The sequence below is a fragment of the Bacteroides sp. CAG:189 genome, assembly GCF_000432295.1.
In the GTDB taxonomy this organism is placed as follows: Bacteria; Bacteroidota; Bacteroidia; order Bacteroidales; family Bacteroidaceae; genus Bacteroides; species Bacteroides salyersiae.
Map to the genome: position 1 here is coordinate 1 of NZ_HF991000.1, position 4102 is coordinate 4102.

Genomic DNA, 4102 nt, shown 5'->3' on the forward strand with positions numbered 1-4102 from the left:
TTGGAACAGCAAAAGGAACTTGCTAAAAATAAAAAAGAGAGGCAAGCACTTGAAAAAACAATAAGAAATATCAGACAAACTGGTGAACTTAAAAATAAAGGAGAAGAACATGGACGGAATTCAAAAAGGTAAAAAGCGGTCAATGGAATTAACTATGGGGAAATCATTGTCTATATTTAAACTGGGAACAAACATTTCCAATTATCTATTTTTAAAACATCTATTTTATCCTAAAAATGAAAATATAGTTTATGATTATGATGTTTATGAATTTGTTGAATTAAATGTTGATTTATATGTACGCACAGACGGAATTGTAGATTGTATAACTACGCATTCTTCGTGTGTTTATATGGGACGAGAACTCATTAATATGTGTTATGATATTTTCTTACATTTGTTTGGATTGTTGCCTTATAAGGCTATTTCTGTTTTTTCTGAAGGTCCCCAAAAAAATGGGCGTAATTATAATGTATATTACTTTAATCAAGGAGTAGCAGTTTGGGTTTGGCGTAAAAAAATTAGAAGTATTCAAGTAGACTATATATATGAAGAGGATGGAGAACATATAAAGTTGTGAGATATTATTTATGTTCATGTGGGGCCTTTAAGGGATAGTTCTCCTAAACGTACGGTTGATGAGGCAACTGATAGTAGCAAGAATGAAAAACATGGAGATGGTGGACGAACTCTTGAAAAGGAAAAAAAGAGGATAGGGGAGCTTGAAAATGACTTCAACAACGGCAGTAGCATTTGAAGGAACTGTAACCACAGTAGTGAGTGGCATAACCAAAGGGATGGGACTGTAGGAGCTAATACAACAAAATCAATGATGAAAGTGGAAACTGTTACATCAGTGGCAACCGAAGCTTCAACAAAATTGATAGAAGATCGTATAAAAAAAGGAGGACATTAAAATGAAATTGTTTGTAAAACTAATATTTGTTGCTAATTTTTTATTTTTTGGTGGAGGCTTTTTAATTGCTTTTTCCCAATTTATCGCATATAATGGTTTTGGTGATATTTTTGAATATGTAAAACCTGAACAGCTTGAGACGTATGTTAAGATTGATTCTATAAAGGAAACAAAAACAATATTTTATAAATACGTTGTTGATCAGAAAATGTATGAATCGAAACAATCCATTTATATTCCGAGGATTGCTGAATACGATTTTTATGAAAATAATGTGTACTATAATAAGCGAATTCCTTGTCTAAGTTATATTGGAAAGCAAGGATTTAAATTGAGAAGTACTAAAATAGATATGTGTATTACCGGTTTTTTCTTCCTTTTTATTTTCTTGATATACAGGTATGCTGATATGGATAAGTGGATTGGGGTTTATACCAGAGGTGAATATAAAAGCAGTAGAAAAAAATAGTGTTCTTTATAAATTTGAAAGAATGAAAATGGTGAATCTTGCATTATGATTGGAGTTCGTATGTATATCGTATGGGAAATCCTGTAAAATATATTGATATGGATGGTAGAGAGAATAGTGTGTCAGACTGGCTTTCTATACAGAATTTTAATATGGATATTTATAATAAGCAAGTATTTTCGAGTGCGTCATCTGTACATGTACCACAATTTGTATTAGAGCATCTTTTTATAGATTCTTACAAAATAGAAGATAATCCACAGAAAAGTGAAAAAACGGAAAAGAAAAAATCTGCAACAGCTCTTCCTGTTCCAGTTTTAACGACTCTGGGTACTGCAGTAGAAGCATTTGGTACAACAGTAGTATCTTATATTGGTCCGATTTTTATTATACTTACACTTCAAGGGGTAAACGTACAGTTGATGAGGCAACTGATAGTAGCAAGAATGAAAAACATGGAGATAGTGGACGCACTCTTGAAAAGGAAAAAGAAAGATTGGAAGGACTTGAGTCAGATGTAAGGAATGCTAAAACAAGAAAAGAAAAGGAGCAGCTAAAGATAAAAATCAAAAAAATCAAAGAAACTGCTATTAAAAATCAAAAGGGTGAAGAACATGGAAGGACAGGTCGTTAACATATTGATACCACTAAAATCGTTATCAATCTTTGCATTAGGAACAAATGTGGAGGATTATTTGCATCTGGGTTATGGCTATATTTCAAAAGAGGAAATGCAAGTATATAGCGATACATATACGTTTCCAGATTTTGGAATATCACTTTCAACTGATGAGAAAACAGATAAATTAATATATGGGATAGAAACAGATGTATCTTGTGTGTATAAAGACCATGAATTGATTAACATGCTGTATGATGACTTCTTAACTTTAGTGAACTTGTTGCCTGATGACGTAAGTGATATATATATTCATGGGGCTAAAAAAAATGGTCGTATTTACAAAGTTTATTATTTTGATTCTCTTGGGTTGACTCTTTTTGTTTGGAGAGGACGTATTCGTTCCATTAATGTATCTAATTATGATGTTTTTGTGAATGATTGATCTATATTCGTATTTTTTATGTAGTGTATCAAAACAGGTAGATCGCTTTATGCTTAATATTTTGATTATGATAGTTTCGATCATTTGATATCAGGCATGTTTATTGTGCGAATAATCCAGTAAATTTTGTAGATCCTGATGGAAGAGAAATATCTTTTTCCTATGAATGGGAAAAGGATAAAAATGGGGAATATATTATAAACAAAAATGGCGGATATAATTTGATCGGTGTAACTATGAATGTTATTGGCAAAGTAATAAATGTCTCACCCAATTCTAACATCAATATGGCTGATGCAACTAAAAGAATTATTTCTCAAATGGAATCTTCCTTTAGCGGACAAGATGATAATGGCATTACTTTTTCAACTAACGTAAATTTATCTGTAGCAAATTCTATGAATGATATCGCAAAAAGCGATCATGTGTTTGCTTTAGCTGATATAGATTCTCCTTTGGGTGGGACTGTGCAGGGTGTAGCTAACTCTCTCGGTGGAAAAGTCGCATTTGTTAATGCTGATTATTTTACTGGACCATTGGATACTAATATAGGTAATGTAGGACCAAGAGTCGCAGCCCATGAATTTGGCCATCTGGCAGGTTTAGATCATTCGTCTGGATTGATGGGGAAGTACCCTGGAGGAATTTTATGGATGAGTTGTACTAAAATGAATAATGAACAATTACAATTGATACATAGTAATTATAGAAAAGATCTTTTAAATCAAGGAGATAATTGGGAATATGTTAGATATAGTAGTCCTTCGGCAGGAGGCGTAATAATAAAGAAAGAAAACTAATAGGGGATTGGGAATCGCCCGTACATATGTTGAATATTAATGATTAATGTGGATTTGTATGAAAAAGATAAAGAGGAGGTTTTTAATTGTTTTCTCAGTAATACTTATGTGTGGTATTTTTCAGCAATTGTATTATAGAATTGAATATGAAGGTAATTTAGTGTTTTATATAGCTAATGAATCTTTGGCAGATCCAGCTCAATTAGAGATTTTTGTAGACGGAATTAAAATCATAGATGATAAAATTAACAGTGTATTTCATTTAGATAAACAGTATTCTGCTAAAACAACATTAGGTAATCATGTAATAACTATTAAAATGAATGGGGAGCTTACTGAAGAGATAAAGCTAAATACGTTTTTAGTCACTTTTGTAGCCGTGGAGTATTATGGTGATAGATTGGATATCCCTGGTGAATATAGAAAACACTTTTATATAAGTATTGAAAAGTGTCCAATGCATTTTATAGCTTAGTAAGGTTTTTATTTTTATTGATTTTAGAAATATGATAACTGATTATTGGATAATTTTGTTGATATTTATGTAGCAATTGCTACAAACTTGATTCTTTACGGATGCATAATGCATGTAGATATTTCTTATATTTGTGATTATTTGGGTAGTGTTCATTTGGTCTATGACGGGAAGACCGGTGATGTGGTTCAAAGTTTGGAATATCTCCCTTCCGGTTTGATTTTCCGATGCACCAATTATGATTTTCAGCTCAAGAGGTACACTGGTAAGGAACTTCTCTCTACGCATGGATTGAATTAATATGATTTCAATGCTCGCATGCGGGAATTTCAGATTCTTATATTGGTCCGATTTTTATTATACTTACACTTCAAGGGG

General features: G+C 32.0%; 6 protein-coding genes. All 6 read left to right on the top strand.

Annotated elements, in window-relative coordinates; translation table 11 throughout:
* Positions 1-109: 109 nt before the first annotated feature.
* The 6 genes from QVP90_RS02345 (at position 110) to QVP90_RS02370 (ending at position 3724) form a co-directional block, all read left to right on the top strand.
* Positions 110-580 carry a hypothetical protein gene (locus tag QVP90_RS02345; protein WP_021935565.1) on the top strand — a complete coding sequence of 157 codons (471 nt, stop codon included), beginning with the start codon at positions 110-112 and terminating at the stop codon, positions 578-580.
* A gap of 337 nt (positions 581-917) precedes the next feature.
* Positions 918-1385, top strand: coding sequence for a hypothetical protein (locus QVP90_RS02350; RefSeq protein ID WP_021935566.1), 468 nt, complete (start codon positions 918-920; stop codon positions 1383-1385).
* Between the two features lie 71 nt (positions 1386-1456).
* Positions 1457-1906, top strand: a complete 450-nt coding sequence (locus QVP90_RS02355) for a hypothetical protein (RefSeq protein WP_288203810.1) — start codon at positions 1457-1459, stop codon at positions 1904-1906.
* A 93-nt stretch (positions 1907-1999) separates the two neighbouring features.
* Positions 2000-2449, top strand: a complete 450-nt coding sequence (locus tag QVP90_RS02360; protein WP_021935568.1) for a hypothetical protein — start codon at positions 2000-2002, stop codon at positions 2447-2449.
* A gap of 197 nt (positions 2450-2646) precedes the next feature.
* A complete protein-coding gene (locus QVP90_RS02365) occupies positions 2647-3249 on the top strand; it encodes a zinc-dependent metalloprotease family protein (protein WP_369678136.1) in 603 nt (200 codons plus the stop codon).
* Positions 3250-3307: 58 nt separating this feature from the next.
* A complete protein-coding gene (locus QVP90_RS02370; protein ID WP_021935570.1) occupies positions 3308-3724 on the top strand; it encodes a hypothetical protein in 417 nt (138 codons plus the stop codon).
* Positions 3725-4102: the final 378 nt, after the last annotated feature.